The sequence below is a fragment of the Paenibacillus sp. B46(2026) genome (assembly GCF_056786355.1).
The window spans coordinates 4,277,045-4,303,676 of record NZ_CM165907.1 but is presented as its reverse complement, the minus strand read 5'-3'; the positions used below and the strand labels follow the sequence as shown (position 1 = coordinate 4,303,676).

Below are 26,632 nucleotides of genomic sequence, written 5' to 3'. Positions count from 1 at the left end.
AAAATCTGGGGATAACAGCGATCGAAGGGTTGTTCTGTCATCGGAGTGGTTAGTGTAAATATTTTTAGTCCATTTATATATAATCCAACGATATGGAGTTGAAGAACCAATGAAACCAAACCAATCTGCCCAATCCATCCACTCGGCGCAACCTGCCAATCCAAAACTGGATGAAGTCACCGTATCCACCAAGCCAATCTTCGAGGGCAAAGTGATTTCACTTCAAGTCGATACCGTTAAATTGCCGAACGGCCAGACGGCTACACGTGAGATTATCCGGCACCCTGGAGCGGTAGCTGTACTTGCTCTGAATGGGGATCGCATGCTTGTTGTGGATCAGTATCGTCAGGCAATGGGACGCACCGAAGTGGAGATTCCTGCGGGAAAACTGGACCCGGGAGAAGAGCCGGAAGTTGCAGCAGCACGTGAATTGCGAGAAGAGACGGGATATGTAGCCAAGTCGCTGCGTCATTTGCGTTCGTTCTACACGTCACCGGGCTTCGCAGATGAGATCATTCATCTTTACATCGCTGAAGAGTTGGAAGCCGGAGATATGGAGCTGGACGAAGATGAATTCCTTGAAGTATCCGAGATCACACTGGAGGAAGCCTACGCACTCATGGACGATAACCGGATTAGTGATGCCAAAACGATGATGGCTGTGTACGCGTGGGACCTCTACAGAACGACAGGACGGTTCTAAGGATGCAAGACCAACTGGAAACGTCCACGATGTGGGAGCCCTGTTATACAGACCTGCATATTCACATCGGACGTACGTCTCGCGGCGAGGCCGTTAAAATCAGTGGCAGTCGCGATCTGACATTTGAGAATATTGCTCGGGAAGCATCGGATCGCAAAGGAATTCATTTGCTTGGTGTTATTGATTGTCATTCTCCCGTTGTACAGATGGATATTGAGCAATTGCTGGAGAGTGGTACGATGTCCGAGATTGAGGGAGGTGGCATTGCCTACCAGGACACCACCATTCTGCTGGGTACAGAGATTGAGCTGCGCGAGCCTGGAATGCGTGAATTCCATATGCTGGCGTACTTCCGTGATCTGAGAACGATGAAGTCCTTCACGGACTGGATGAAGCGTTATATGAAAAATGTGAACCTCAGCTCTCAGCGGGTATATGTTCCTGCTCTTGAGATGCAGGCCGAGATTAAGGCCCGTGGTGGGCTTATTGTGCCTGCACATGTATTTACACCTCATAAAGGCATCTATGGCAGCACGGCGCCCCGTATGGGCGATGTACTGGATACTTGTCTTGTGGATGCTGTCGAACTGGGATTAAGCTCCGATTCATCGATGGCCAGTTATATTCGGGAATTGGATCATGTTCCGTTCCTGACCAATTCGGATGCGCACTCCCTTGGCAAGATTGGACGGGAGTATAACGAGCTGCAAGTTGCTGCACCTTCTTTTGATGAATTCCGTATGGCACTCCAAGGAGAAGCAGGCAGGAGCATTGCCGCTAATTATGGACTGAATCCAAGGCTGGGCAAGTACCACCGTACCTACTGTGCAACGTGTGGCAGTATTATGGACGAGCAAGCGATGTCGGCAGAGCGCTGTCCTCACTGTGGCAGTCTGAAGCTGGTGCAGGGAGTGCTGGACCGCATTCTGGCGATCTCTGATCGGGAGAGTCTTCATGTTCCTGCAAACAGACCGGCCTATCATTATCAGGTACCACTGGAGTTCATTCCGGGACTTGGGAAAGCCAAGTTGCGTCAGCTGATGGACCATTTTGGTACGGAAATGAACGTACTTCATCGCACCCGTGAGGAAGAACTTGCTGCGGTTGTTGGACCTGTGCTGGCAGGCCTGATTGTGGCCGCACGGAACGGGCAACTGGAGCTGTCCTCCGGAGGTGGAGGTACGTACGGGAAGGTTACTGTTCAGGAAAGAGCCTCGGAGTGACCCGTGTAAATATTCTTTATTTCAACTGATATAGCTACACTTCACGTCGAGACAATCTGGACAAGAAGTCATACAGGTGCATTCCGGTTCATAAGAATGACTATGAGGATGTAACTGAGAATCCTTGCAGCATGATACCGGAAAGGGGACTTGTACCTGTATGCGCTCTTCCTACTTTACATTTAAAGGTCAGACTTCGTTATATGTATTCGTGGCTGTCTTGTTTCTGGTCGGCGTCATTTTTGGCGCGCTCATGGTCAACGCATTGTCTCTTGAGCAACGTCAGGACCTGGAGGGTTATCTTGGCAATTTCTTCATGACCGTGCAGCACAGTGCACAGGTGACAGAGACCGGGGCATATTGGGACATTGCCATGCTCCATCTGAAATGGGTGGGTCTGATCTTTATTCTGGGTTTATCCGTCGTTGGACTACCCGGTATACTGGTTCTGGATTTTCTGAAAGGTGTGCTCATTGGATTCACAGTGGGGTATCTTGTTGGGCAGTATTCCTGGAAAGGGTTGCTGTTTGCACTGGTTTCTGTGGCACCGCATAATCTATTCGTCATTCCGATCCTGCTGATCTGCAGTGTGGCGGCCATGACGTTCTCGTTATACATCATTCGCAATCGTGTTTTGATGCAGCGAACACCAGGTCGACAAAGACCTTTTGCCTCATATATAGTGTTAACTTTGGTCATGGCTGCACTGCTGCTCGGCGTGGCGTCTTTTGAAACATGGGTTACACCTGCGATGATGCGCTGGGTCACGCCAATGTTACTACCGGCCTAGCGTGCACCGTGTAGTGTAAAATGTTGACTTTAATTACGCACTCCCCCTATAATGAAAAGAGTGGGTTAAGTTGCAGTGTGCAGTGATTTCCTAGGGGGAGGGAGAAAATGGAAGCACGGATTGATAAAATTAAGCAGCAACTACAGTCCCAAGGATATAAATTAACGCCCCAGCGGGAAGCCACCGTAAGAGTACTTCTGGAGAATGAAGAAGATCATCTGAGCGCAGAAGACGTATTCATGCTCGTTAAAGAAAAAGCTCCCGAAATCGGTCTGGCAACCGTGTACCGTACCCTCGAACTGCTGAGTGAGCTGCATGTTGTAGAGAAAATCAACTTCGGCGACGGTGTAGCGCGTTATGATCTGCGCGGAGATACATCCAAGCATCACCATCATCACTTAATCTGTGTTCAATGCGGAAGTATGGATGAAATACGTGAAGACTGGCTTGGACCGCTTGAAGAGCGTTTGGAGCGGGAATTCAACTTTTCGGTAGTAGATCACCGACTGGACTTTCATGGAATTTGTTATCGTTGCAAAGCTAAAAATGAACAGAAACCCAAAGATGAAGAATAACATAGCATATCTTCAAGCTCTCACCGGCGGTTTTGACGGGAGAGCTTTTTTGGCACCGGACTGATCTGGATTTTACCCCGAATGGCATAAACCTTTGTTTATGGACATACCCTGATTCAAGGACATTACCGGATTTGAATCAGAAGGGGGATATACCCATGATTATATCAGTGCGGAGAGGACTCCGTTTTATTCGATTTATCCTATTTTTTGCTGCATTAGTTTATCTTTTCTATCATATTCTGGATCTGTTTAATGGCTGGATCTCACCTGTGGACCAGTATCAGATGCCGACTGGCAATGCAATCAAAGTATTTCAGGAAACGGATTGGCCGGGTAATGGAGAAGGACGTCCTACAATGGCAGAGCGTCTCCGTTTGTTCTATTGGTACGGGGAGTAGCTTCGAACAGCCAGGGATGCAAATACGGGAGCAGTCTGCCAGAACGGCAGATCTGTCAGTTGAGGAGCGTTGTACATGAAACAGACGATACACGCCTATGCCTTATACTTGGAAGAAGATAAAGGGATGTCGAGCAGCACGCTTGAATCGTATCTCCGAGACGTGGACAAGTTCATTGAATTTGCAGATAAGGAATATGGCATACGTGAAGCCGATCAGGTCAGACGCACACATGTCGTCCTGTTTGCAGGTCAGCTCAAACAGGCAGGGCGTGCCAACGCAACGATTGCCCGCAGCATCGTATCTCTGCGCTCCTACTTTCATTTTTTGATGCGTCGGGGGGATATTATACAGGACCCAACGTTTGATGTGGAAGCTCCCAAGGCGGACAAGACGCCACCACAGGTGTTAAGCATTCAGGAGATCGAACAACTGCTGACAGCGCCTGATATTCGTTCACCGCAGGGTGTGAGAGATCGAGCGATGCTTGAACTGTTATATGCTACAGGCATTCGGGTCTCGGAACTGATTGCGCTGGACATTCGGGATGTACAGTCAGGTATGCGCTTTATACGATGCGGTGGGGCGGGTAAGGAACGCATCCTTCCCATCGGTGCACCAGCTGCACATTGGGCAAGTGTATATGTGGAGGAATTCCGCAACAAGTTGCTCAAAACCGATTCGGACGAGCAGGCACTGTTCGTGAATGTGTCTGGCAGGCGTTTAACCCGGCAGGGCTTCTGGAAGCTGCTCAAAAAAGCAGCGATGGATGCGGGAATCTCGGAAGAAATTACGCCGCATACGCTGCGTCATTCGTTTGCAGCACACCTGATTGCCAATGGGGCGGACACACGTGCCGTTCAGGACATGCTGGGCCATGTCGAGCAGCCGGGACAACAATATGGCAATCATGGTCGCAAAACCATGAAAGAGATCTATGAAACCCATCATCCGAGGGCAAGATAGATTTTGACGCATGGCATTCCCAAATAATTGCGGAATATCGGGCCGATTTAGGATAAAATAAATTGAATACATCCAAACGCCGTTATACATAAGACGGATCGTTTCAACTCAAGGAGGAACATACATCTCATGACAGCATTAAACCAACAAATGATTTCGGAAGCAGCATCTTATATTCAAAGCAAAAGCTCCATCAAGCCGGAAGTCGGTTTGATTTTGGGTTCGGGTCTTGGCGTACTGGCAGAATTGATTGAAGATGGCGTAAGCATCGCTTATCAGGATATTCCGCATTTTCCCGTGTCCACAGTAGAAGGACATGAAGGTGAACTACTGGTCGGAACCATCAAAGGTCGTCCAGTTGTGATGATGAAAGGCCGTTTCCACATGTACGAAGGATATGGTCCGGAACTGACAGCCTTCCCGGTACGGGTTATGAAAGAATTGGGTGTAAGTAGCCTGCTTGTAACCAATGCTGCGGGTGGCGTGAATACGTCGTATGAAGCTGGAGACTTGATGCTGATCTCTGATCACTTGAATCTTACAGGCAAAAATCCACTGATCGGACCAAATGACGCTGCACTGGGCGTGCGTTTCCCGGATCTGTCCGAAGCCTATAGCCGCCGCTTGCGTACACTTGCGAAGGATACGGCAGCATCACAAGGTTTTAACGTACGTGAAGGGGTATACGCAGGTATGCTTGGTCCGAACTACGAGACACCGGCAGAGATCAAAATGCTGCGGACATTGGGCGCAGACGCAGTGGGCATGTCCACTGTATCTGAAGTGATCGTGGCACGCCACGCAGGCCTGGAAGTACTCGGTATTTCCTGTATCAGCAACATGGCTGCCGGAATTCTGGATCAGCCGCTGTCGCACGATGAGGTGATGGAAACGACTGAACGTGTTCGTGAGTCATTCCTGGCGCTGGTATTGGCTGTTATTCCACAAATGTAAGCAAGATTTGAATAGAGAAGGTTACCTCTTCGAATGAGAAATCATCGGGGGTAACCTTTTTTGTTGTGTTTTTCAATAAAAGTTCGGGAAATCATGCTTAACATGGAATAATTTACTGGAAACGGGCCGACAATGATTAGCAGTACATGCATGGAACATGCAGTAAGCAAGTCATTTGAGGAGGTAACCTTGTGAAGAAAAGAATAATGGCATCGTTCATGACCCTTTGTATCCTGCTGTCCCTTATGGCATCAACGGCATTGGCTGAAGAAACACCAAAGGCAGCGGGAGGAACTGATCTGGCCCCGTCGGCACGCTCTGCGATCTTAATGGATGCAGACACGGGAACCGTCATTTATGAGAAAAACAGTCATGATCAGCTGCCTCCGGCGAGCATTACGAAGATTATGACGATGCTGCTTACAATCGAAGCGATCGACTCGGGCAAGCTGAAGCTGACCGACAAAGTAAGAACGAGCGAATATGCAGCTTCCATGGGCGGTTCGCAGATCTTTCTGGAGCCCGGGGAAGAAATGACAGTTGATGATATGTTAAAAGGGATCGCGATGGCTTCAGGCAATGATGCCTCGGTGGCTATAGCCGAGAAGATTGCTGGCTCGGAAGAAGCCTTTGTACAGCTGATGAATGAGCGTGCGAAGGAGCTTGGCATGAAGGATACTCATTTTGCCAACTGTAACGGCCTTCCGGTGGATAATCATTATTCTTCCGCCCATGACATTGCCGTCATGAGCCGTGAACTGCTGAAACATTCCGGGATTACGAAGTACACCGGTGCATATCAGGATTACCTTCGCAAAGATACGGAAAAGCCATTCTGGCTGGTGAACACGAACAAGCTGGTTCGTTTTTATCAAGGGGCAGACGGTTTGAAAACAGGTTACACGTCCGAAGCGAAGTTCTGTCTCTCCGCAACAGCGTCCAAGGATGGACTGCGTGTCGTTTCCGTGGTACTCGGTGAACCGAATACCAAAACACGGAACAGCGAAGTGTCTTCGATGTTTGACTATGCCTTTAGTCAATATACAATGAAGGCTCTCTACAAGGCAGGAGATCTGCTGGGCAGTCTGAAAATCGAAAAAGGTGAAGTTGCCGAGTTGCCTCTGAATGCCACGCAAAATTATAGTGTGCTGATGCGCAAAGACGCCAAATCCAATGACATCCGGCATGAATTGTTGGTTGCCAAAGAATTGAAAGCCCCGATCAAAGCTGGGCAAAGTATAGGTAAACTGGTGGTTTACCAGGGCAACGACGTCATTAAGGAATTCGACATTCAGGCGCCACAGGACGTGAATAAAGCTGGCTGGTGGAAGCTGTTCAAGCGGACGACGTCCAACCTGTTTGATTAAACGGCGAATTACGCGAGTTCCACACATCCTTCGAACATATTTTGTAGTTAAATAGGGTTTTTCTTCTAGTTTTGTCGGGGGGCAGGAAAAGCCTTCGGAAACGTAGAAATCCTTGTTCAAGACAGGGAGGAGAGTGGGCAAACGTGAACTTGCATGTGGAAATGGAACACCATCGCGGGATTCTGATTGTACGATTATCCGGGGAGCTGGATCACCATACAGCTGACATGGTACGGATGCAAATGGATGAAGCTATCCAGCGGAGACAAAGCGAGCATCTGGTACTCAGCCTGAAAGATCTGCAATTTATGGATAGTTCGGGTCTGGGTGTCATTTTGGGAAGATACAAGCTCATTAAGAATAAAGGCGGCAAGATGGTGGTCTGTGACGTCAATTCGCCGGTGTACCGTTTGCTGGAAATGTCGGGTTTGTTCAAGATTATGCCGATATACGAAAATGAGGGAACTGCTCTCTCAGGTCTGGAGGTCGTCTCATGAATGAAGGAACAGGGACAAATTTCATGAATCTGCAATTCGCGGCCAAGTCAGAGAATGAATCGTTTGCACGGGTAACCGTTGCTGCATTCATCTCCCAGCTTGATCCAACGATGGACGAGCTCAGTGACCTGAAGACGGTCATTTCGGAAGCCGTGACCAACAGCATCATCCACGGATACAACAATAACTCCGAGGGTGTTGTGTCCATCCAGGCCGAGATTCGGGAAGACATGATCACAATTATTGTGGAAGACCGCGGTGAAGGAATCGAAGATCTTGAACTGGCGAAGCAGCCGCTATATACGTCCAAACCCGAACTTGAGCGGTCGGGCATGGGCTTCACCATTATGGAAAACTTTATGGATGAATTCGAAGTCAGCAGTGAGCCCGGCAGAGGCACCTCCATCAAGATGAAGAAAAGGATTGAATCCAAGAAAGCATTGTATAATTAGGGGTTGGTGTTCTTATGGATGCTGAAGTGAAACCATCTTCACAGACCTATTTGGACGATGCCGAGGTCAAACGGCTGATTGCGCTCAGTCAGTCGGGTGACCATGTCTCACGGGATACGCTGGTGAACTGCAACATCAGACTCGTCTGGTCCGTCGTACAGCGTTTTATGAACAGGGGATATGATCCGGAAGATCTGTTCCAGATTGGTTGTATCGGTCTGCTCAAGTCAGTGGACAAATTCGATCTCAGTTATGACGTGAAGTTCTCGACCTATGCGGTGCCGATGATCATCGGAGAAATCCAGCGATTCCTGCGGGATGACGGCACCCTGAAGGTCAGTCGTTCACTCAAAGAGATGGCTAATAAAGTCCGCAAGAAAAGGGACGAACTGTCCAAACATCTGGATCGTCTACCGACGATCAAAGAAGTAGCCGCAGAGCTGGGGGTAACCCCGGAGGAAGTCGTATTTGCCCAGGAAGCAAACAAACCACCGACCTCAATCCATGAGACGGTATTTGAGAATGACGGCGATCCCATCACGTTAATGGATCAGATTGCCGACGAGTCTCAGGAACGTTGGTTTGACAAACTGGCGCTAAACGAAGCCATCGGTGGTCTCAGTGAGCGGGAGCGGTTAATCGTCTATCTTCGGTATTACCGGGATCAGACGCAGTCCGAGGTTGCCAGCAGGCTGGGAATATCTCAGGTGCAGGTCTCACGTTTGGAGAAAAAAATACTGCAATCCATCCGCGACCAGATCGCGCAGTGATTTCAGTGATTGCGACAACATTATTGGCGCTTATGCACCAATATACGACAACTAACAACCTTCTATCGCGCTTTATGGCGAGGAAGGTTGTTTGTTGTTAGAGAAACAAAGCGAATATCCCCACTTTTAACTCCCTTCCTGTCTACTCCCCCAGCATATTTATTATAAACGTTTGGAAATGGGAGGACGACTGGTAGCGGAGGGATGGAATCGGTCAAAAGGAGCGAAGCGTTCGCCTTTAGCACCGGATTTCCTCCTTGAAAAGGAGAGTTCAAGAAATCCGGGGATAACAGCGACCAATGACCGATCCATCCCGCAGCGCCCGCACCCACCTCCCGATCTTTTTCCAACCAGTCTGTAATAAATTTGCACATTCTTCAAATACTAACCTAAATTACGCAGTAAAGGAGTGCTATGGATGTCCCAGACACCCACTCCAATGGTCTATATTCGTCTGCGCAGCCGTATTCGCATCCAGAGGGGCAGAGCAGTCAAGCTTGGAGACATTGCACATGTGCTGACCTCTTCTGACGATCAGGAGGACAGGTTACTGGAGCTTGAACTGCTGCGCCCTGGACCGGAGGACGGCAATCTGATCCTCATTGATATATTGCAGATTATTCCCCGAATTCGGAACATCCTGCCGGAGGTAAGCGTGGAACTGATTGGATCAGGCCATACGCTTGTTGAAGTCATTGCGGGAAATGGTCAACCTTCCAAGTCCCTGTTCATTCTGGTTTGGCTGCTGCTGTTCTTTGGATCAGCCTTAACCATTATGAATTTTCATGCCGATGTGAACATGCAGGAAGTACAGATTCGAATTGTGGAGATGCTTACTGGGCATCGGGACGAACATCCCTATCTGTTCCAAGTGGCGTATTCCATTGGCATTGGATTCGGAATGGCAGTATTTTTCAATCATTTGTTCAAGAAGAAGTGGAATGAGGAGCCTACCCCACTGGAAGTAGAGATGTTCCTATACCAGCAAAATGTGGATAAATATGTGGTGATTGAAGAAAGCGAACGGATGCATGAGCAGGAACGCGGGGAGATGAATGCGGATGAGCGTTCTTAATGGAGCAATCAGCATTGTATTGGGTATTGCAGGGGGAATTGCCGTAGGAAGCGGCGTAATTGCGCTCATTCTGGTGCTCGATATGATTCCCAGGTTGGCTCAACTTACGCAATCGTATGACAAGACGCACTGGTACGAAGGGGGGCTAATTGGTGGTTCACTGCTCGGGACGGTGGCGGACTTCTGGCACTGGAAAATGCATGGGGTGCTGCTGCTCAGCCCGATCGTTGGTTTGTTCTGTGGCGTGTTCATCGGATTGCTTGCAGCGGCGCTCACCGAGGTGCTTAACGTGCTGCCCGTGCTAGCCAAACGGCTGGGCATGAAACCTTATTTGTTTGGATTACTGCTCGCCATGATTTTAGGCAAAATGACAGGTTCTCTGTTTGATTTTTTTATATATCAGCGGTAACTCGTGGCCATAGGAGGATGGAAGATGGATGAACGAACAGAGCACACAGGCCAGGAAAATAGTGAAGGTATAACGGAAGAGATGTTACACAAGTCTGCTTATGAGATTCAGAGGGAAGAAGAGGAGAAGGCTTACAACAAGAAAAAACAAAATGAAATGTCCGACAGCATTGAGGAATCGGTGCAATATTGGCAAGAAAACGATGATATTTCCCCACGCATGAGTGAGAATAAATATACACTGCAACAGGTTATGGGTCTTGGAGAATCATTCGACGTTACCTTAAGAGAGATGGTTCTGGGTGGCAAGCATGTTGGATTACTAATGTTGAGCGGGTTTGCCAAAGACGAAATTCTGCTTGAAGTATTAAAAAGGTTAACTTATCTTACACCTGATCAGGTATCCGAACATGCGCTGAAATCGTATTTTGAATGTTATATTCCTCATATTCAGGTGGAAAAAGTGGACAAGATGAGTGCCGTCATCAACAAGGTCCTTACCGGGATGAGCGCGATGTTTGTAGAAGGGGACCGCTCCGTTCTCATTATGGACACCCGGAGTTACCCGGTACGTTCACCGGAAGAACCTTCTTTGGAAAGGGTCGTAAGGGGTTCCAGAGATGGCTTTACCGAAACACTCCTGACCAACGTGACATTGGTGCGCCGCAGAATACGCGACCCTGGACTGAAGTTTGAGATTATGCAGGTAGGGCGAAGAACTCAAACGGATGTCTGCGTGGTATACATTGATGATATTGTGGATAAAGTGCAAGTGGATTCGGTCCGTGAAAAAATACAACGGGTCGATATCGATGGCATTCCGTCCGCCGACAAGCAGCTGGAAGAAGCGATTATCAATAAGGGGTGGAATCCATTCCCGTTGGTGCGCTATTCGGAACGGCCGGATGTGACTGCATCCCATCTGCTGAATGGAAGAGTGGTCGTTTTCGTGGATACCTCTCCCAGTGTGATGATCTTGCCCACCACGTTTTTCGACCTATGTGAACATGAGGAAGAGAACAGACAGACTGCCTTCATGGGAACATACCTGCGCTGGGTCCGCTTTGCGGGTATTCTGATTTCTTTGTTTTTGCTGCCTCTGTGGCTCCTGATGGTTATTGATCCTGCGATCAAACCGGTGGGGCTGGAATTTATCGGTCCACAGGAAAATGCAAAACTGCCGCTCATTCTGCAATTCCTCCTGATTGAGCTTGGCGTGGATTTGCTGCGGATGGCGGCGGTTCATACCCCTACACCGTTGGCTTCAGCCATGGGATTGATCGCAGCCATTCTGATCGGGGATATGGCTGTGAAAACAGGATACTTTGTTAACGAAGTCGTGCTGTACATGGCCATTGCAGCGATCGGTATGTTTGCCACGCCGAGTTACGAATTGGGACTTGCCAACCGGCTGGTCAGGTTGGTTCTGCTAATCGCGGTGGCGATGTTTAAAGTTCCTGGATTGGTCGTGGGCAGTACATTGCTCATACTGGCGCTCACGGTTCACCGGTCGTACAACTCTTCGTATCTCTGGCCTTTTATACCGTTTAATGCAAAGGCCTTGGGCAACTTTTTATTCCGGCATCCGTTACTAGAAAATAAAAAACGTCCATCATTTAACAAAACACGTGACAACACCAAAATGTCCGATGATCCGGACGGCGAACTGCGAAAAAGTAAAAAACACAAATGATCTTCCGAAAAATCCATTCATCTCGCTGCCTAATTTGATATACTGGTGTAAAATCATTGGAATAGCTACTGTTCCAGTATATAAAAAGTGAGGAATGCAGATTATGTATTTACATGGTACAAGTAAAATAAATGCGCAAGGACATTTGGAAATTGGCGGAGTCGATGCAACAGATCTGAAAGAACAATTTGGAACTCCCCTGTACGTTGTGGACGAGCAATTGGTTCGTGAGCGTTGCAGAGAGTACATGGAAGCATTCCGTGCTTCCGGACTGGGCTTCCAGGTTGCTTATGCAAGTAAAGCATTCTGTGTAATGGCGATGTGTGCCCTTGCAGCTGAAGAAGGACTTTCCCTGGATGTCGTATCTGACGGTGAACTATTTACTGCATTGCAAGCAGGATTCCCGGCTGAGCGCATTCATTTCCACGGTAACAACAAAACGCTGGAAGAGATCGAGATGGCTCTTGATGCGGAGATCGGATGCTTTGTTGTTGATAACTTCAATGAATTGCATCTGTTGCAAGCTGTAGCAGCGGACAAAAATCGTAAAGTAAACATTTTGCTTCGTGTGACGCCTGGTGTTGAGGCACATACGCATGAATATATTTCTACAGGTCAGACGGATTCGAAATTTGGATTCGATATCGGCAATGGTACAGCATTTGAAGCGATTGACTTGGCTTCCAAGCAGTCTAATCTGGTTCTGTTGGGTGTTCATTCCCACATCGGTTCTCAGATCTTCGAAGTTGAAGGCTTCCAAATGGCTGTTCAACGTGTTGCTGAATTTGCAGCAAGTGTATATGAGCGTCTTAACGTTGCTTTCAAAGTGGTTAACCTTGGTGGTGGATTCGGAATCCGTTATATCGATGGAGATACGCCGCTTGAAGTTGCGCAATACGTGAAGGCTATTACCGATGCGGTTAAAAATCATTTTGCTCAAATCGGCTATGCCGTACCTGAGATCTGGGTTGAACCAGGCCGCAGCATCGTGGGTGAAGCGGGAACAACGCTGTATACCGTTGGCACAAGCAAAGACATTCCAGGTGTGCGTAAATACGTTGCCGTTGATGGTGGTATGACCGATAACCCACGTCCTGCTTTGTATGAATCCAAGTATGAAGCCGTACTTGCCAACCGTGCGAAAGAGGCTGCTCAGGAAACAGTATCTGTTGCGGGTAAATGCTGCGAGAGTGGTGATATGCTGATCTGGGATCTCGACTTGCCAAAAGTGGAAAGCGGCGATCTGCTCGCTGTAGCTTGTACAGGTGCATACAACTACTCCATGGCAAGCAACTACAACCGGATTCGTCGTCCGGCCGTTGTGTTTGTCAAAGACGGTCAAGGAGATGTAGTGGTGCGCCGTGAGACGTATCAAGATATCATCCAGAATGACCTGGTACCTGCACGTATTGGCAAACAGCCAGTTACTCGCTAATTCGTCAAAGATAATGCGTTTCTGCATTATTCAGGATATATGGATTTTACAGTTGAAGCAGATGAAAAGGGAACTTCCTTTTTCGTCTGCTTTTTGTGTATTCGGACTAAATTGTGAAAAAAGTTGCCGTTTTTTTTGCGATCCAGACATTTTCGGTGTACACTAAGAAAAGTGCTGTAATGCTTGGCCCAGGGTCATGCGATTTGGCACCATTAATGATGGTCAATACGAAAGGAGTCATTTACATATGGCGAAACAAGCGAAAATTAAATTGGCAAACGGCGGAGAAGTTTTGATCGATCTGTTCGATCAAGAAGCTCCAAACACAGTAGCAAACTTTGAGAAACTGGCTAACTCCGGTTTCTACAATGGTCTTACATTCCACCGCGTTATCCCGGGCTTTGTAGCTCAAGGCGGATGCCCTAACGGTTCCGGTGCAGGTGGCCCAGGCTACACAATCAACTGTGAAATCAACCCGAACAAACATGAGCGCGGAACACTCGCTATGGCACATGCTGGCCGTAACACAGGTGGAAGCCAGTTCTACATCTGCTACCAACCGCAACCACATTTGGATGGACAACATACGGTATTTGGTAAAGTAGCTAAAGGTATGGAGTTCGTGGACGCTTTAGAAGGTAAAGACAAAATGGAAACTGTTGAAGTTGTAGAAGCTTAATTCCTTCAGCTTAACGGATCCAAACATGGAGTGCTTCTTTTATAGAAGCACTTTTTTTATTTTTGCATACGTTACATACTTGAAATCGATGATTGGAAAGGATGAATGATACCTTGGATATAGTTACTCAGCTAAGCTTGTTAAAACAAATTTATAGTGATCGAACGTTGTGGGACGAAGAACTGCAGGCATCACGACATGTCGTTCCGGATAGTGTATCCGTTCAGGAGCGAGAAGCGCTTGAGGCCGCCGGGCATGAACCGAATCGATTTGTGTGTCCGCAACATGATGAAACGATCACTGAACTGATAAAACTTGCGCAACAATGGACGCTGAATGAAGCAGCACAGGCCTTTGTCTCCTCTTTGTGGTCAGCACCCATGATCTGGCGCTCGCTTCTTACGGGTAAGCTTATTGCAAGTAATATGCCAGAACATGAACATACACCGTATCCATCTTCGAGCACTTGTAAGATCTGCGGATTAAGTGTAGATCAAGCAACCGACACGACATTGCAATGGTATTGGCGCATGACCAATGGAACCCCTTTAGACGGTGATCCCTTTGGACAGCTACTGGCACTTCGAGAGCTGGCTGCCATACAGGAGCTTCCAATACCAAATGAATACGACCGCTGGACATTCCGAGCGGTGCTAACGGTGCTTCGCGAATTACCTCCCAAAACACGCTACAGCAAGGCAGCAGCAGCGCTCAAGAAGGAACGTCTTTTGCCTACACAAAAGGAATATGCCTATCGTGACTTGCTCGAGACGTTAGCTCTGATTGGCATTCTGGATACGCCAGAACACCCCGGAATGATCACGGAATTCACTTCTTACATACAGCGTGACGAGCGTCCCAATGTGCGGGTTGAGGTGCAAGCGCCTCTGGCGTGGTGGGACTCATCTATCGGAATTAATGAGAACAACCTGAACAAGATATTCCATGATTTTGAACTGAGTAATATATCTCTTGCGGATGAGCCTGAGGAGAACCCAGCTGTAAAGGACACGATCTTAGGAGCATTGGAGAAGAAGAGAAGTGTTCGGGGGAAAGTACCAAAGGCATCTCCTGATGCAGGTACCGGGGAGGTACAGTCTGGAGATGTGTATGCTGTTCGGATTCGGGAAGGTGTATGGGTGACCGTATACTGTCACGAAGTCAGAGACAAGCGTGTCATCGTCGAATATCTGGATGGTGTCTTTCCAGAGATGCCGGGAAAAGCAGATTTGCATGGGACGTTTCGACCGAGAACGAATGGACGCTGGAAGTGCTCGGCTATTGCGATCGATTCCACAAGTTGGGTCAGAAGAGTAGCAAGAGAGTTCCCGCTTCCGACTTCGCCCCTGCAAGAACCTGACCGCATTCCATTTCATAATGCCAAAGATTTAAAGCATATGGCGAGCTGGTGTTTTCCTGAAATGTAGAATGATACGAAGGATATGAACTGGATCTCAACAAAAACCGTGTCTCTTGGGAGGAAGCGGTTTTTTGTTGTTTCTTAGCTTATTAAAAGTTAGTATGTGACAAAAAGGAACAAAAAACAATTGATTTTTTGGCAGTAAAGTGCTAACATCCAATTAATAACGAAAGCAATCCTTCAGGGCAGGGTGCGATTCCCTACCGGCGGTGATGCAGGAAGTGTAAGGACACAAGTCCAGCACTTGATGCAAAGTCCGTGACCTGTCTGCCTGTGGCAGATGGCTGATCTGGTGTAATTCCAGAACCGACAGTATAGTCTGGATGGGAGAAGGAGAGGTGCAGACCTAACTGGTTTGCATTCAGCAGGAGTATTGCTGCACAGTCACGATTTGTAATGTCTTGCACTGTGCAGGGAAGAGCCGGTTACGCCGGACAGTTCCATACATATGCCACACTATAGAAGCTCTTTACCTGTAATTGATGTTCATTAAGGTATGTGTCTATTTTCACTTGCCCGAAATGAAGTTTTAGGCAAAGTGTTGGCGTGCTGTATCCATTTCACTCCTGCTGGTGACAATTGTCTCTCATCATCCCCATCGAACTGATTGTTCGACGGGGATTTTTTTCATAATCAAGACTTTAGACCGCGGGGTGAACGGATTTGGAAATGATCAATGATGAATTTTATATGGCACTGGCACTTGATATGGCGGAACGAGCACAAGGACAGACGGGAATTAATCCGGTCGTTGGATGTGTAGTTGTGAAAGAAGGGCGTATTGTAGGCCTGGGAAGTCATCTGAAACGTGGAACCGGTCATGCAGAGGTGCATGCATTGAACATGGCAGGCAGTGACGCAGCAGGCAGTACGGTATACGTTACACTCGAGCCCTGTAGTCATTACGGCAAGACGCCACCTTGCAGTGAACGCCTGATTCATGAAAAGGTGAAACGTGTTGTGGTATGTTGTGAAGATCCAAATCCGCAAGTATCCGGCAGGGGCATAAGCATGCTCCGTCAACAAGGCATTGAAGTTGAAGTTGGCGTATTGCGTGAGCGTGGAAGACGGATGAATGAAAAATTCATTAAATTTATTACAACGGGTCTACCTTTTGTGACGCTGAAGACAGCTACCACTTTAGATGGCAAGATTGCCACTCGCAGCGGAGACAGCAAGTGGATCTCCAACGAGCCCGCTCGTGAGATTGTGCATGCTCTTCGTCATCGTCACCAGGGAATTATGGTTGGCGTCGACACGGTGATTGCCGATAATCCGGAGCTTACAACCCGTTTGCAAGTGGAAGGCATCAGTCCGGTACGCATTGTGGTGGATTCCAAGTTACGTCTTCCTTTAGGTGCAAAAATGGTCAAGGATGGTCTAGCCCCAACATGGGTACTGACAACAGACGAAGCCAGTCCTGAAGCTGCTGAGCGTTTGGAAGCCTATGGTGTCGAAATTATACGCTGTGGTCCTGGACCACGTGTGGATCTGTTAAGTGGACTTAGCAAGCTGGGTGAGCGTGAGATTGGTTCAATTTTGCTTGAAGGTGGAGGCACCCTGAATGGAGCCATGCTGGAGGCACGGTTGGTTGATCGACTGCTCATGTTTATCGCTCCGAAGATTGTAGGCGGATATGATACACCTGGAAGCTTCCGCTTCGAGGGTGTGGAACGTATGAATCAGGCGATTCAATTGAATCAGCTGGAAATCGAACAAGTTGGAGATAATATCAGCATCGGCGGTATTCCGGTGTGGCCTGAATAATAAATGGATCATAATGTAATAAGTTAGGTTCTTAGAAATGATCGAGGGAGGCGGCAGCATGTTTACCGGTTTGGTGGAAGAAGTCGGTCAGATTCGGCGTATTGGTCGGAAAGGCGAAGCGATGGTCCTGAATATCGGAGCTTCCGCCATCATGGACGATCTGAAGATTGGCGATAGTGTGGCAGTGAACGGGGTATGCTTAACTGCGACAACGCTGGAAGGTGGAGGCTTTACTGCCGATGTGATGCCTGAAACGTATCGCCATACCAATCTCAGTCAATTGCAATCTGGCAGTAAAGTCAATCTGGAGCGAGCCATGCAATCAGGCGGCCGTTTTGGCGGTCATATCGTTCAGGGCCATGTCGATGGTACTGGAGTGATTGGTAGTATAACACGTGATCAGAACGCAATTGTGTTTGAGATCAAACCCGATGATCCCCAGTTGTTCAAATATCTGATCCCCAAGGGGTCAGTTACACTGGATGGCATTAGCTTGACCGTTGTCCATACGTCCCAGACCGCATTCACGGTTTCCATTATCCCTCATACGATTGGTGAAACTGTACTAAATGTGAAAAAGACAGGGGATACCATCAATATCGAATGCGATATTTTGGGCAAGTACGTGGATCATCTGCTGCAGTATGGGAGAGGACATCAGGAGACGGGTGCGGGCAAACCGCGCAGTATCAGTGAAGATTTTCTTGCCAATCACGGTTTCGCATAATGAAAGTGCAACAATAGATCAATATGAATTGAGAATGATTCCTTTACACGAGAACGTAGAGAACAGAAATAAACTGGAGGTGGACTAATGTCAAAAAAATCCATTTTGGACACGGTAGAAGAAGCCATATACGATCTCATGCGTGGTAAACCCGTCATTGTTGTGGATGATGAAGATCGGGAGAATGAGGGCGATTTTATCGCTTTGGCCGAAAAGGCAACACCTGAAGTGATTAATTTCATGATCACTGAAGGCAGAGGTCTGGTCTGTGTTCCGATTACACAACAACGTGCGGACGAACTTAACCTGAAACCCATGGTTCAACAAAATACAGATTTCCATGGAACGGCCTTCACCGTCTCTGTGGACCACAAAGATACTACAACGGGTATCTCGGCACATGAACGTTCCATCACCGTGAAGGGGCTGATTGATCCTGAAGCCAAAGCTGGGGACTTCCGCAAGCCTGGTCACATGTTCCCGTTGATTGCAAAAGATGGCGGTGTGCTGCGCCGTGCCGGACATACGGAAGCAGCTGTAGACCTCGCTATCATGTGTGGATCCTACCCTGCGGGCGTAATCTGTGAAGTAATCAAGGAAGATGGTACGATGGCCAGACTTCCGGATCTGCAGGAGATTGCCCGCAAGCATGATCTGAAGCTGATCAGCATTCAGGACATGATTCGTTACCGTAACGAAAAAGAGCAGCTGGTTCAACGTGAAGTAGCTGTGCATATGCCAACGGACTTTGGCGAGTTTCAAGCGGTAGCTTATACGAACGCTGTGGATAACAAGGAACACGTGGCTCTGGTCAAAGGTGAGATTGATGGTTCGAAACCTGTACTGGTGCGTGTACACTCTGAATGTTTGACAGGTGATGTGTTCCATTCTCATCGTTGTGACTGTGGTCCTCAGTTTGATGCGGCACTCAAACAGATTCACGAGGAAGGCAATGGTGTACTGCTCTACATGAGGCAGGAAGGTCGGGGAATTGGCCTGATCAACAAACTCAAAGCTTACAAGCTGCAAGAGGAAGGTCTGGACACTGTGGATGCTAACCTGAAGCTGGGTTTTGCTGCTGACTTGCGTGATTACGGGATTGGCGCCCAAATTCTGAAAGATCTTGGGGTTCGTCAGATCAGACTGCTAACAAACAATCCTCGCAAGATCAAAGGCCTTGAAGGATATGGACTTGAAGTCGTAGAGCGTGTCGCGATCCAGATGGAAGAGAACGAGGACAACACGGTGTATCTTCATACGAAACAAGCCAAGTTGGGTCATATGCTCAAGTTCGATGATATCGAGCAGAACGAAGAGTAAATGAACGTTAGATGATAGGCTTTCTTTATGTAATTTATGGAAGTAGTTAGGTATGGATTGAGTTGCTTACATTTTATTCTATAGTTAGGGAGATGAATTGAATGCCACACTTTTTTGAAGGACATTTGGTATCAGAAGGATTAAAATATGGAGTTGTTGTCGGACGATTCAACGAATTCATCACTAGCAAATTGCTTAGCGGAGCACTTGATGCATTCAAACGTCACGGCGTGCAGGACGATGAAGTGGATGTGGCCTGGGTTCCCGGCGCCTTCGAAATCCCTTTGATTGCTCAGAAAATGGCGGAGAGTGGCAAGTATGATGCGGTGATTACGCTGGGAACTGTCATTCGTGGATCAACTACACATTACGATTATGTATGTAACGAGATGGCTAAAGGGGTAGCGGCAATTAACCTGAAAACAGGCGTGCCTACAATCTTCGGTCTGGTTACAACAGAAAATATTGAACAAGCGATTGAACGTGCCGGAACCAAGGCGGGTAACAAAGGTTGGGATGCAGCTACGGCGGCAATTGAGATGGCAAACTTGACGAAACAGCTAAAATAGTGCTTATTTAATAGTAGTGCCCTGCTTTGCGCAGACGAAAACGGGAGACCGGATTCGGACGGCTTAGCAGGGTTTTGTATTTTTCTGGCGGGAGGATTCGTCTAGTGACGGTAGTTACATACAAACTGGAGACTTTTGAAGGGCCTTTGGATCTGCTGCTTCATCTGATTGATAAGGCTGAAATTCATATCCAGGATATTCCCATCAGCGATATTACCGATCAATACATGGCGTATTTGCATTCGATGCAGGAACTGGAACTGGATATTACGAGTGAATTTCTGGTCATGGCAGCAACACTGCTGTCGATCAAAAGCAAACTTTTATTGCCCAAACCACCGGTAATTGAGGATTTCGAGGATTATGATTATATGGAAGAAGAAGATTATGATCCACGTGCAGAGCTAATTGCGCGTCTGATAGAATATCGCAAGTACAAGGGCATTGCGCGTCATCTTCATGAACGGGAGTGGGAACGGAGCCTTATTTTTTCCAAAGAGCCCGAGGATCTGCGCCCTTATATGCCTGTAGAAGCACCTTCGAACCCGGTTGAGGGTTTGCATACCTCTGATCTGATTGCTGCATTTCAGAAGGCGCTACGCAAGGCTGAGAAGCGTACAACCGTAACTCGGATCAAACGGGATGAAATTTCGGTTAAGGACCGGATACGGGATGTCATCGGCGCTTTGGAAAGTATGGGGCCGGGAGGCAGACTTTTATTCTCCAAGTTAATGGATGAGCATATCTATCGCCATGAGATTGTCGTGACGTTTCTGGCGGTGCTGGAACTGATGAAGATGAAGCAGATTGTCTGTTATCAGGAACGGATGTTTGAGGATATCGTTATGGAGTGGAGAGGGGAAACAAAGAATCATGGATTTTCCGAAATTGAAATCGATTATTGAAGGCCTGCTGTTTTTGTCCGGAGAAGAAGGTCTGAGTATCAAACAAATTGCCGAGATCGTCGATCAGCGAGTCGAGCTGGTAACGGACGCGATTGAGGAAATGATCAGTGAATTTACACAGCAGGGACGAGGTGTACAGATTCTCAAAATCGCTGGCGTAGTCCAGCTGGGCACCTTGCCTGAGCACGCAGTGTATTTCGAGAAACTTGCATACTCTCCAGCACGTACTTCCTTATCGCAGGCAGCTCTGGAGACGCTGGCCATTGTGGCGTACCGGCAGCCGATTACACGGGTTGAGATTGAGGAAATCCGTGGTGTAAAATCGGAGCGTGCTATTCATACACTTGTGAATAAGGATCTGATTATTGAAGTGGGACGAGCCGAGGCGATCGGACGACCAATTCTCTATGGAACGACCAAGTCATTTTTGGATTACTTCGGACTGGCTTCACTTAAAGATCTGCCAGAACCAGGTTTGTTCGAAGATTCGGAGAACCTGGAGGAAGAGACACAACTGTTATTCAACAAACTGGATTTGCAACAACTGGAACCGGAAAGTGCTGATCCGGCGGATGATCTGATCGTCGACAACGAAGATGATAATACGGATTCTTCACTTTAATTTGCAAGTTCATATTAACCGACGCCATTAGTGGAGTCGGTTTTTTTGTGCATTATTTTTAGATAAATTGAACTAAACATTTTACACATAACAGAGAGGACAGAAATAATCTGAAGAAACGGAGTGTTCGCCTAAAAGCTTTCTGAAAGAAAGCTGCATCGGAAGCATATGCTTATCCCCGGATTTACCCTTTAGAAAAGGAATCAAAAAAATCTGGGGATAACAGAGATCGGAGGGTTATTCTGTCATCGGAGTGATGGGTGTAACTATTTTTTAGTCCAATTTATGTATATAAAAGGTATGAAGGACCGTTTCCAAACAAATATGAAATGGGATTTTTAGGTCAGACGTGAATTTTTTCCTATCCAGAGTGCCATACTAGACGAGAAAAGAATTGAGGGCTTGGAGGTAAGGCCTGTGTGGATTTGGCTTGGAGGAATCGGTTTGTTGTTTGCATTGCTGATTGCCGCAGTCCTCATCTCAAATGTTCATGTACATTTTACATTCAGTAAACATAAAAGTGATGATTACGCCAATATTAATGTTCGTCTTCTCTATGGAATTGTGCGGATTAACTATGAGATCCCAAGTATTGTTTTTCGTAATATGAAGGAAGGTTTTCTGGTCAAGACCGAACAATCCATGAATCATTCGAGAGGGGAGGCCCAGGGAAGCGAGCGAGTCAACAAACGCAAAGTCAAGAAGTGGGCTAAAGATGTGAAAATTATGCTTAGGGCAACGGACGCGCTCAAGCTGTGGCTTAAGCAAACACTCACACGCGTACATATGACTCAACTGTCCTGGGCTACCCACATCGGCGTTGGTGATGCAGCATATACAGCGGTGTTGACGGGCTGGGTGTGGAGTATCAAGTCCATTATTATTGGTTTTCTCACATATCAGATCCGCTTTGATGAAACACCCATGCTTCAGGTTATGCCGGTGTGGTCCGATGAAATGGAATTTAGAACGGAGCTCGATTGCAGAGTGAAAATTCGGATTGCAGCCGTATTGATCGCTGGAGTTACACTACTCACCCGTGTGCTTCAAGTCGAGGGCGGATGGCGGATGTGGTTCAAGCTTCTTCAGGAACAGCGCCGCAGGCATAAGGAGAAACAAAAGAATAAGCTTAGTGGGACAACAGTATAAAAACCCATCATAGCCGGTCTGTTTTTGGGAATGTAAGGTTGGGGTTTGGTGAGTGTACTTAAAATGCTTATTACATAAGTCCCATCAAGTTTGGGGATGATATGGTTAGATCAAACCTAGCTTACATTGAAACTGGAGGGAATTTAAATGTCAGATCATCCAATTCAAGGCTTAATGGAAACCGCAATGGAAAATATCAAGGCCATGGTGGATGTCAATACAATTGTTGGCGATGCAGTTGAAACACCAGATGGTACCGTGATTCTGCCAATCAGTAAGGTGGGATTCGGATTTGCTGCCGGTGGTAGTGATTTTCACGTCAATGGCGAAAGTAGTGGCAAAAGTGGTGCTACGGGTACCTCTACTGAACATGCCAGTTCAGCTAAAGTGGCTTCTCCATTTGGTGGCGGTAGTGGTGGCGGTGTATCCATTCGTCCTATTGCGTTCCTGGTGGTAGGTAAACAGGGGGTACACATTGTACCACTAGATAACTCCACGCATTTGTTTGAGAAGCTCATTGACTCTACTCCTTATGTTCTTGACCGAATTCAGGGCATGTTCCAACGTAATACAACACCAACGAATACAACAGGTGTACCCGTTACACCAGACCCATCAACCTATAGCTAAGATCTATACGCAACAATCCCTTCCGCACCCAATGCGAGAGGGATTTTTTGTTGTTTTCTCCTATGGGACATACTCCAAGTTGTCCGGACATAAGATAGTACAAGATTCCAAGTGACCCGGAGGAATGAATTGATGCGAAAAATAACGAAAGTCATTGCATGCATGCTTATCCCTGTCTTCTTGCTGTCTTCATTTGGGGTTACTCAAGCCCAGGCAACGATTCAAGGTCCGTCTACACATGCGCAAAGCGCTGCTCTCATTGATGTCACATCAGGCCGGATCTTATACAGCAAGGATGGGGATAAGGAACTGCGAATTGCCAGTTTGACCAAAATCATGACGGCAATCGTTGCGATTGAACACAGCAAGCTGGATGAGAAAGTTAAAGTGTCTCCCTCGGCTTTTGCCAAAGAAGGATCATCTCTCTATCTGAAGTTAGGTGAAGAGATGACGCTGGAAAACATGTTGTACGGGCTAATGCTCCGTTCAGGTAATGACGCTGCCTCTGCGATCGCAGAACATGTGGGTGGTTCGGAAGATGGCTTTGTCCTGTTAATGAACAAAAAGGCGGAGCAAATCGGCCTGACGCATTCCCACTTTATGAACCCTCATGGACTGGATGCAGAAGGTCATTATTCTACAGCGAATGATTTGGCCCGATTAACGGCATATGCGTTGCACAATCCTGTGTTCAAACGCATCGTAGCCACGGAAGACAAATCCGCGCCAAATCCCAATGAAAGCTGGGAATACTCCTGGCACAACAAAAACAAAATGCTTCGGATGTATGAAGGTGCCGATGGAGTGAAAACCGGCTATACAAAGAAAGCTTTCAGATGTTTGGTTAGCTCCGCTACACGTAACGGACAGCAGCTCGCCGCGGTAACGCTGAATGATGGCAACGATTGGAACGATCATGCTCGGATGCTTGATTTCGGGTTTGAGTACTTCCCGTTGGTAGAGGTCGCCAAGCAAGAACAGCCTGTGCAAAATACAGATGTCGTTACGGGCCGGGGATTTTGGTACCCACTGGCTAAAAGTGAACAAGGCTCATTGACCAAGAAATTGATACTACACGAAAATCGAGGACAGTCGGAAACGGAAGGCAAGGAAAAATCGACAGATCCTTCGTTTGGATTGGCAGGTCGCATTGATATGCAACTTGACGGCAAACTTGTTGGCTCAATTCCGGTGTATCGCAAAGGCAGTTATATTCCTCCTGAACCGAAGACAGAAGATGCAACGCTGGGTGGAATCGGTGATGTCTCTTCCTGGGCAGCTGCATGGCGTGCCGTGTTAAGCCACCTGTTGTCTCCTTAGCTAAATCGCCATTGAAGGGAGGATATAATCCATGATTAATCTAATTTGGCTGCTCATGATTTTAATCGGATTTGTTTTTGCAGCCGTCAACGGTAATATCGAAGTGGTCACGCAAGCTGCTTTTGATGGGGCGGCAACGGGAGTCACGGTCTGTTTTGGACTGATTAGTGTGCTTGTGTTCTGGATGGGCATGATGAAAATGGCCGAGGATGCCGGTCTTCTGGCCCGGATTGCCAAGCTGCTCGGTCCGGTTGTGGGCTTCCTGTTCCCCGATGTGCCCAAAAATCATCCGGCGATGGGTTATATTCTCTCCAATATGAGTGCCAATCTGCTGGGGCTAGGAAATGCGGCTACACCGATGGGAATCAAAGCCATGCAACAGCTGCAGGAGCTTAATCCGGACAAACAAACAGCTTCTCCTGCCATGTGCACCTTACTGGCTCTCAATACGGCAAGTATTACCATTATTCCGACAACGCTGATTGCCATTCGCTTAAACTATCATTCTGCCAATGCTACAGAGATCGTGGGAACAACATTGATGGCTACCATTATCGCTACACTTGCTGCTATAATCGCTGATCGCTGGTATCGGAACAGGGCTTTACACAAACCGCCGCGCATACAGAAAAGTGGCAATCCCGGCATGAAAGGATGAGCACTTTTGTTAACCTTCATCAACTGGATCTCCGTCTGGGCCATCCCGGTTATTATCGCGTTTGTTCCATTATATGCGTTTACCAAAAAGGTCCCGGTTTACGAATCCTTTGTTGATGGGGCCAAGGATGGTTTCTCCACTGCAATCAGTATTATTCCGCATCTCGTGGGCATGATGGTCGCAATCAGCGTATTTCGTGCCTCGGGTGCACTGGATTTTGTGATTAGTTTGTTCGCTCCGCTGGTGTCCTGGATGGGTGTTCCAGGCGAAGTGTTGCCACTCGGAATACTGCGTCCTTTAACTGGGACAGGCTCCCTGGCGTTTACAACCGATCTGATCAAAACCCATGGCCCTGACTCCATGATTGGACGTATGGCATCTACGATTCAGGGGAGTACAGACACCACGTTATATGTGCTGACTGTTTATTTTGGGGCTGTAGGCATACGGAACGGTCGATATGCACTCAAAGTAGGGTTGTTTTCCGATGTCGTTGGTTTTATTGCTGCCCTCGCCATTTGTTTGCTCGTTTTTGGTTAAAAGATATCTCCTTTCCTTCCGATATATTAGATATGCTAGAATAATAGCGGAGGAGAGTGAGACATGCAGAAGAGTTGGAAACGAATGCTCCGTGTCGGAATGACAGGCGTGCTTGCCATTGCAATGCTCGCGGGTTCAACGGGGCTGGCGACGGCTCAATCCGTTCAGACAATACACTTTACAGGTTACTTCGACAAACAGCTGCGTGCACAAATGGCAGTCACAGCGGATTCTTTTCCAGTCGTGAATGTACGTTTGGTCAAGCAGGATGAACCCGATATGGTATATTATGATGTTGGTACCTCGATCCTGATCTCCAAGGATGAAGTGCTCACGAATTACCATGTCGTTCAGAGTTTTGCAGAGCTGTCTGATGGCGATGAAGGCTCACTGACTGTCGCGAGTCCCGGTTCTCTGGGTCAACCCGTGAAGGCGAAGATCATTAAGACAGATTCGGTGACGGATATGGCACTGCTGAAGCTGGACAAGGAAATCGACGCCAAACCGGTCACGTTTGCTAATGCCCGGGATAACCAGGCTGTCTATACCATCGGATTCCCCAAAAATCCTGCTGGTGATCTTGTCATCCTGGATGAAGATTTTCCTTCAACCTACAATACGATAGCCAAAAGCAGAGTGTTCAGTTCCCAAGCCTCGGATGTTCCAGGCAAGAAGGGAATCGGCAGTATTGTGAAATCCATGGCACAAGGTAATTCAGGTGGACCCGTTCTGGATCAGAACAACCATGTGATCGGTATGATGACGTTTGTGTATGGTGGACGGACCTATTATATTACTTCCAAAACATTGCAGACTTTCATTAAAGACAGCAGCATGCCTGCCAAAAAGCAAATTGTGGTTGCCGGTAAAGTTTCCAATTAAATGATTTGAGGAAAAGGCTCATCTCTACGCCATCTGTGTTCAACAGGTTGGGTAAAGGTAGGCTTTTTTTGCGTCAATCTCAAGGGGGAAGGTAGCCTAAAATGCATATTCGTGTCGCCAGTTTACAAAATCCTT

The 26,632-nt window shown here is 47.5% G+C and carries 29 protein-coding genes and 1 riboswitch; all 29 genes read left to right on the top strand.

Annotated elements, in window-relative coordinates:
- The first annotated feature begins 109 nt into the window (after positions 1 to 109).
- The 29 genes from AC1S8V_RS19250 to AC1S8V_RS19110 all read left to right on the top strand — a co-directional run bounded on the left by AC1S8V_RS19250 (position 110) and on the right by AC1S8V_RS19110 (position 26,497).
- Positions 110 to 703: an NUDIX domain-containing protein gene (locus AC1S8V_RS19250; protein WP_482070361.1), complete on the top strand. Its 594-nt coding sequence runs from the start codon at positions 110 to 112 to the stop codon at positions 701 to 703.
- Positions 704 to 705: 2 nt separating this feature from the next.
- The gene (locus AC1S8V_RS19245) at positions 706 to 1,926 is read left to right on the top strand and encodes an endonuclease Q family protein (protein ID WP_482070360.1); all 1,221 of its coding nucleotides are present in this window, start codon (positions 706 to 708) and stop codon (positions 1,924 to 1,926) included.
- Between the two features lie 160 nt (positions 1,927 to 2,086).
- On the top strand, positions 2,087 to 2,716 hold the full coding sequence (spoIIM, locus tag AC1S8V_RS19240) for a stage II sporulation protein M (protein WP_017687629.1): 630 nt from the start codon (positions 2,087 to 2,089) through the stop codon (positions 2,714 to 2,716).
- A 107-nt stretch (positions 2,717 to 2,823) separates the two neighbouring features.
- Positions 2,824 to 3,291 (top strand): ferric iron uptake transcriptional regulator, encoded by a 468-nt coding sequence (gene fur / locus AC1S8V_RS19235; protein WP_090922447.1) that lies wholly within the window; start codon positions 2,824 to 2,826, stop codon positions 3,289 to 3,291.
- Positions 3,292 to 3,449: 158 nt separating this feature from the next.
- A complete protein-coding gene (locus AC1S8V_RS19230) occupies positions 3,450 to 3,692 on the top strand; it encodes a DUF4227 family protein (protein WP_482070359.1) in 243 nt (80 codons plus the stop codon).
- Between the two features lie 75 nt (positions 3,693 to 3,767).
- Positions 3,768 to 4,658 carry a tyrosine recombinase gene (locus AC1S8V_RS19225; protein ID WP_482070358.1) on the top strand — a complete coding sequence of 297 codons (891 nt, stop codon included), beginning with the start codon at positions 3,768 to 3,770 and terminating at the stop codon, positions 4,656 to 4,658.
- Between the two features lie 129 nt (positions 4,659 to 4,787).
- A complete protein-coding gene (locus tag AC1S8V_RS19220) occupies positions 4,788 to 5,612 on the top strand; it encodes a purine-nucleoside phosphorylase (protein WP_482070357.1) in 825 nt (274 codons plus the stop codon).
- A 245-nt stretch (positions 5,613 to 5,857) separates the two neighbouring features.
- Positions 5,858 to 6,979: a D-alanyl-D-alanine carboxypeptidase family protein gene (locus tag AC1S8V_RS19215; RefSeq protein ID WP_482074525.1), complete on the top strand. Its 1,122-nt coding sequence runs from the start codon at positions 5,858 to 5,860 to the stop codon at positions 6,977 to 6,979.
- A gap of 143 nt (positions 6,980 to 7,122) precedes the next feature.
- A complete protein-coding gene (gene spoIIAA, locus AC1S8V_RS19210; protein ID WP_017687636.1) occupies positions 7,123 to 7,476 on the top strand; it encodes an anti-sigma F factor antagonist in 354 nt (117 codons plus the stop codon).
- Positions 7,473 to 7,928, top strand: a complete 456-nt coding sequence (gene spoIIAB / locus AC1S8V_RS19205; RefSeq protein WP_036672324.1) for an anti-sigma F factor — start codon at positions 7,473 to 7,475, stop codon at positions 7,926 to 7,928. The genes spoIIAA and spoIIAB overlap by 4 nt, the downstream gene beginning before the upstream one ends.
- Positions 7,929 to 7,942: 14 nt before the next feature.
- Complete coding sequence (gene sigF, locus AC1S8V_RS19200; protein ID WP_036607856.1) at positions 7,943 to 8,698, top strand: RNA polymerase sporulation sigma factor SigF; 756 nt, start codon at positions 7,943 to 7,945, stop codon at positions 8,696 to 8,698.
- A 418-nt stretch (positions 8,699 to 9,116) separates the two neighbouring features.
- Positions 9,117 to 9,773, top strand: coding sequence for a stage V sporulation protein AA (locus AC1S8V_RS19195; protein ID WP_482070356.1), 657 nt, complete (start codon positions 9,117 to 9,119; stop codon positions 9,771 to 9,773).
- Positions 9,754 to 10,182 carry a stage V sporulation protein AB gene (locus AC1S8V_RS19190; protein WP_482070355.1) on the top strand — a complete coding sequence of 143 codons (429 nt, stop codon included), beginning with the start codon at positions 9,754 to 9,756 and terminating at the stop codon, positions 10,180 to 10,182. Before AC1S8V_RS19195 ends, AC1S8V_RS19190 begins: the two co-directional genes overlap by 20 nt.
- Before the next feature lie 24 nt (positions 10,183 to 10,206).
- Positions 10,207 to 11,874: a spore germination protein gene (locus tag AC1S8V_RS19185; protein ID WP_482070354.1), complete on the top strand. Its 1,668-nt coding sequence runs from the start codon at positions 10,207 to 10,209 to the stop codon at positions 11,872 to 11,874.
- A gap of 103 nt (positions 11,875 to 11,977) precedes the next feature.
- Positions 11,978 to 13,309: a diaminopimelate decarboxylase gene (lysA, locus tag AC1S8V_RS19180; RefSeq protein ID WP_482070353.1), complete on the top strand. Its 1,332-nt coding sequence runs from the start codon at positions 11,978 to 11,980 to the stop codon at positions 13,307 to 13,309.
- Positions 13,310 to 13,556: 247 nt separating this feature from the next.
- Positions 13,557 to 13,988: a peptidylprolyl isomerase gene (locus AC1S8V_RS19175; protein ID WP_482070352.1), complete on the top strand. Its 432-nt coding sequence runs from the start codon at positions 13,557 to 13,559 to the stop codon at positions 13,986 to 13,988.
- A 137-nt stretch (positions 13,989 to 14,125) separates the two neighbouring features.
- Entirely contained in the window at positions 14,126 to 15,415 is a 1,290-nt protein-coding gene (locus AC1S8V_RS19170) for a hypothetical protein (protein WP_482070351.1), read from the top strand.
- A gap of 165 nt (positions 15,416 to 15,580) precedes the next feature.
- Positions 15,581 to 15,747, top strand: a riboswitch (FMN riboswitch).
- Between the two features lie 324 nt (positions 15,748 to 16,071).
- Complete coding sequence (gene ribD, locus AC1S8V_RS19165; protein WP_482070350.1) at positions 16,072 to 17,175, top strand: bifunctional diaminohydroxyphosphoribosylaminopyrimidine deaminase/5-amino-6-(5-phosphoribosylamino)uracil reductase RibD; 1,104 nt, start codon at positions 16,072 to 16,074, stop codon at positions 17,173 to 17,175.
- Positions 17,176 to 17,233: 58 nt separating this feature from the next.
- Positions 17,234 to 17,902 carry a riboflavin synthase gene (ribE, locus tag AC1S8V_RS19160; protein WP_482070349.1) on the top strand — a complete coding sequence of 223 codons (669 nt, stop codon included), beginning with the start codon at positions 17,234 to 17,236 and terminating at the stop codon, positions 17,900 to 17,902.
- Positions 17,903 to 17,989: 87 nt separating this feature from the next.
- On the top strand, positions 17,990 to 19,222 hold the full coding sequence (locus AC1S8V_RS19155) for a bifunctional 3,4-dihydroxy-2-butanone-4-phosphate synthase/GTP cyclohydrolase II (protein WP_482070348.1): 1,233 nt from the start codon (positions 17,990 to 17,992) through the stop codon (positions 19,220 to 19,222).
- 101 nt (positions 19,223 to 19,323) lie between these two features.
- Entirely contained in the window at positions 19,324 to 19,791 is a 468-nt protein-coding gene (gene ribH, locus AC1S8V_RS19150) for a 6,7-dimethyl-8-ribityllumazine synthase (protein WP_024630943.1), read from the top strand.
- A gap of 104 nt (positions 19,792 to 19,895) precedes the next feature.
- Positions 19,896 to 20,696, top strand: a complete 801-nt coding sequence (locus tag AC1S8V_RS19145; RefSeq protein WP_017687652.1) for a segregation and condensation protein A — start codon at positions 19,896 to 19,898, stop codon at positions 20,694 to 20,696.
- Positions 20,665 to 21,318, top strand: coding sequence for an SMC-Scp complex subunit ScpB (gene scpB, locus AC1S8V_RS19140; RefSeq protein ID WP_482070347.1), 654 nt, complete (start codon positions 20,665 to 20,667; stop codon positions 21,316 to 21,318). Before AC1S8V_RS19145 ends, scpB begins: the two co-directional genes overlap by 32 nt.
- Before the next feature lie 417 nt (positions 21,319 to 21,735).
- Positions 21,736 to 22,467, top strand: a complete 732-nt coding sequence (locus AC1S8V_RS19135) for a DUF2953 domain-containing protein (protein WP_482070346.1) — start codon at positions 21,736 to 21,738, stop codon at positions 22,465 to 22,467.
- Between the two features lie 147 nt (positions 22,468 to 22,614).
- Complete coding sequence (ytfJ, locus tag AC1S8V_RS19130) at positions 22,615 to 23,097, top strand: GerW family sporulation protein (RefSeq protein WP_340013625.1); 483 nt, start codon at positions 22,615 to 22,617, stop codon at positions 23,095 to 23,097.
- Positions 23,098 to 23,229: 132 nt separating this feature from the next.
- Positions 23,230 to 24,417: a D-alanyl-D-alanine carboxypeptidase family protein gene (locus tag AC1S8V_RS19125; RefSeq protein WP_482070345.1), complete on the top strand. Its 1,188-nt coding sequence runs from the start codon at positions 23,230 to 23,232 to the stop codon at positions 24,415 to 24,417.
- A 31-nt stretch (positions 24,418 to 24,448) separates the two neighbouring features.
- On the top strand, positions 24,449 to 25,075 hold the full coding sequence (locus AC1S8V_RS19120) for a nucleoside recognition domain-containing protein (RefSeq protein ID WP_036607746.1): 627 nt from the start codon (positions 24,449 to 24,451) through the stop codon (positions 25,073 to 25,075).
- A 6-nt stretch (positions 25,076 to 25,081) separates the two neighbouring features.
- A complete protein-coding gene (locus AC1S8V_RS19115; protein WP_017687658.1) occupies positions 25,082 to 25,615 on the top strand; it encodes a spore maturation protein in 534 nt (177 codons plus the stop codon).
- A gap of 63 nt (positions 25,616 to 25,678) precedes the next feature.
- Entirely contained in the window at positions 25,679 to 26,497 is an 819-nt protein-coding gene (locus AC1S8V_RS19110) for a S1 family peptidase (RefSeq protein ID WP_482070344.1), read from the top strand.
- Positions 26,498 to 26,632: the final 135 nt, after the last annotated feature.

Excerpts from the sequence above, each read along its gene's own strand:
- AC1S8V_RS19250 (WP_482070361.1), top strand. The coding sequence starts at position 110 with ATGAAACCAAACCAATCTGCCCAATCCATCCACTCGGCGCAACCTGCC.
- AC1S8V_RS19245 (WP_482070360.1), top strand. The coding sequence starts at position 706 with ATGCAAGACCAACTGGAAACGTCCACGATGTGGGAGCCCTGTTATACA.
- spoIIM (WP_017687629.1), top strand. The coding sequence starts at position 2,087 with ATGCGCTCTTCCTACTTTACATTTAAAGGTCAGACTTCGTTATATGTA.
- fur (WP_090922447.1), top strand. The coding sequence starts at position 2,824 with ATGGAAGCACGGATTGATAAAATTAAGCAGCAACTACAGTCCCAAGGA.
- AC1S8V_RS19230 (WP_482070359.1), top strand. The coding sequence starts at position 3,450 with ATGATTATATCAGTGCGGAGAGGACTCCGTTTTATTCGATTTATCCTA.
- AC1S8V_RS19225 (WP_482070358.1), top strand. The coding sequence starts at position 3,768 with ATGAAACAGACGATACACGCCTATGCCTTATACTTGGAAGAAGATAAA.
- AC1S8V_RS19220 (WP_482070357.1), top strand. The coding sequence starts at position 4,788 with ATGACAGCATTAAACCAACAAATGATTTCGGAAGCAGCATCTTATATT.
- AC1S8V_RS19215 (WP_482074525.1), top strand. The coding sequence starts at position 5,858 with ATGGCATCAACGGCATTGGCTGAAGAAACACCAAAGGCAGCGGGAGGA.
- spoIIAB (WP_036672324.1), top strand. The coding sequence starts at position 7,473 with ATGAATGAAGGAACAGGGACAAATTTCATGAATCTGCAATTCGCGGCC.
- sigF (WP_036607856.1), top strand. The coding sequence starts at position 7,943 with ATGGATGCTGAAGTGAAACCATCTTCACAGACCTATTTGGACGATGCC.
- AC1S8V_RS19195 (WP_482070356.1), top strand. The coding sequence starts at position 9,117 with ATGTCCCAGACACCCACTCCAATGGTCTATATTCGTCTGCGCAGCCGT.
- AC1S8V_RS19190 (WP_482070355.1), top strand. The coding sequence starts at position 9,754 with ATGCGGATGAGCGTTCTTAATGGAGCAATCAGCATTGTATTGGGTATT.
- AC1S8V_RS19185 (WP_482070354.1), top strand. The coding sequence starts at position 10,207 with ATGGATGAACGAACAGAGCACACAGGCCAGGAAAATAGTGAAGGTATA.
- lysA (WP_482070353.1), top strand. The coding sequence starts at position 11,978 with ATGTATTTACATGGTACAAGTAAAATAAATGCGCAAGGACATTTGGAA.
- AC1S8V_RS19175 (WP_482070352.1), top strand. The coding sequence starts at position 13,557 with ATGGCGAAACAAGCGAAAATTAAATTGGCAAACGGCGGAGAAGTTTTG.
- ribE (WP_482070349.1), top strand. The coding sequence starts at position 17,234 with ATGTTTACCGGTTTGGTGGAAGAAGTCGGTCAGATTCGGCGTATTGGT.
- AC1S8V_RS19155 (WP_482070348.1), top strand. The coding sequence starts at position 17,990 with ATGTCAAAAAAATCCATTTTGGACACGGTAGAAGAAGCCATATACGAT.
- ribH (WP_024630943.1), top strand. The coding sequence starts at position 19,324 with ATGCCACACTTTTTTGAAGGACATTTGGTATCAGAAGGATTAAAATAT.
- scpB (WP_482070347.1), top strand. The coding sequence starts at position 20,665 with ATGGATTTTCCGAAATTGAAATCGATTATTGAAGGCCTGCTGTTTTTG.
- ytfJ (WP_340013625.1), top strand. The coding sequence starts at position 22,615 with ATGTCAGATCATCCAATTCAAGGCTTAATGGAAACCGCAATGGAAAAT.
- AC1S8V_RS19125 (WP_482070345.1), top strand. The coding sequence starts at position 23,230 with ATGCGAAAAATAACGAAAGTCATTGCATGCATGCTTATCCCTGTCTTC.
- AC1S8V_RS19120 (WP_036607746.1), top strand. The coding sequence starts at position 24,449 with ATGATTAATCTAATTTGGCTGCTCATGATTTTAATCGGATTTGTTTTT.
- AC1S8V_RS19110 (WP_482070344.1), top strand. The coding sequence starts at position 25,679 with ATGCAGAAGAGTTGGAAACGAATGCTCCGTGTCGGAATGACAGGCGTG.